Origin of the sequence: Pseudomonas sp. 1 R 17, from assembly GCF_900067035.1 — a bacterium.
Taxonomy (GTDB): Bacteria; Pseudomonadota; Gammaproteobacteria; order Pseudomonadales; family Pseudomonadaceae; genus Aquipseudomonas; species Aquipseudomonas marginalis.
In genome coordinates, this window is record NZ_FKLB01000058.1 from 1 (window position 1) to 362 (window position 362).

Sequence of the window (362 nt, forward strand, 5' to 3'; positions counted from 1 at the left end):
CCAAAACCTTCACCTCGATTGATTCTGGCACTCTGCGGTGACCTTATTGGGGCCGCTTCGCAGCCCAGCGCGGGGCAAGCCCGCTCACCACAGAAGCCTAATTGCCATAGATTCCGTATTCACTGGAAGTTGTGTAGATACCCATGCTCATCGGGGTGCAAGCCCCCTCCCACATTTGGATCTCCATCCAGCAGGCAGACCTCAGCCTGCTTTTGCTCTGCTTTTGCTCTGCTTTTGCTCTGCTTTTGCTCTGCTTTTGCTCTGGCTTTTGATCCTAGGCGCCCCGTTAACCACGCTGGCCGAACGCAGGCTTGAATCCGTGGGTAACCCGGCAGGACGCCGGGTTAGCCGTCCTGGGCCAG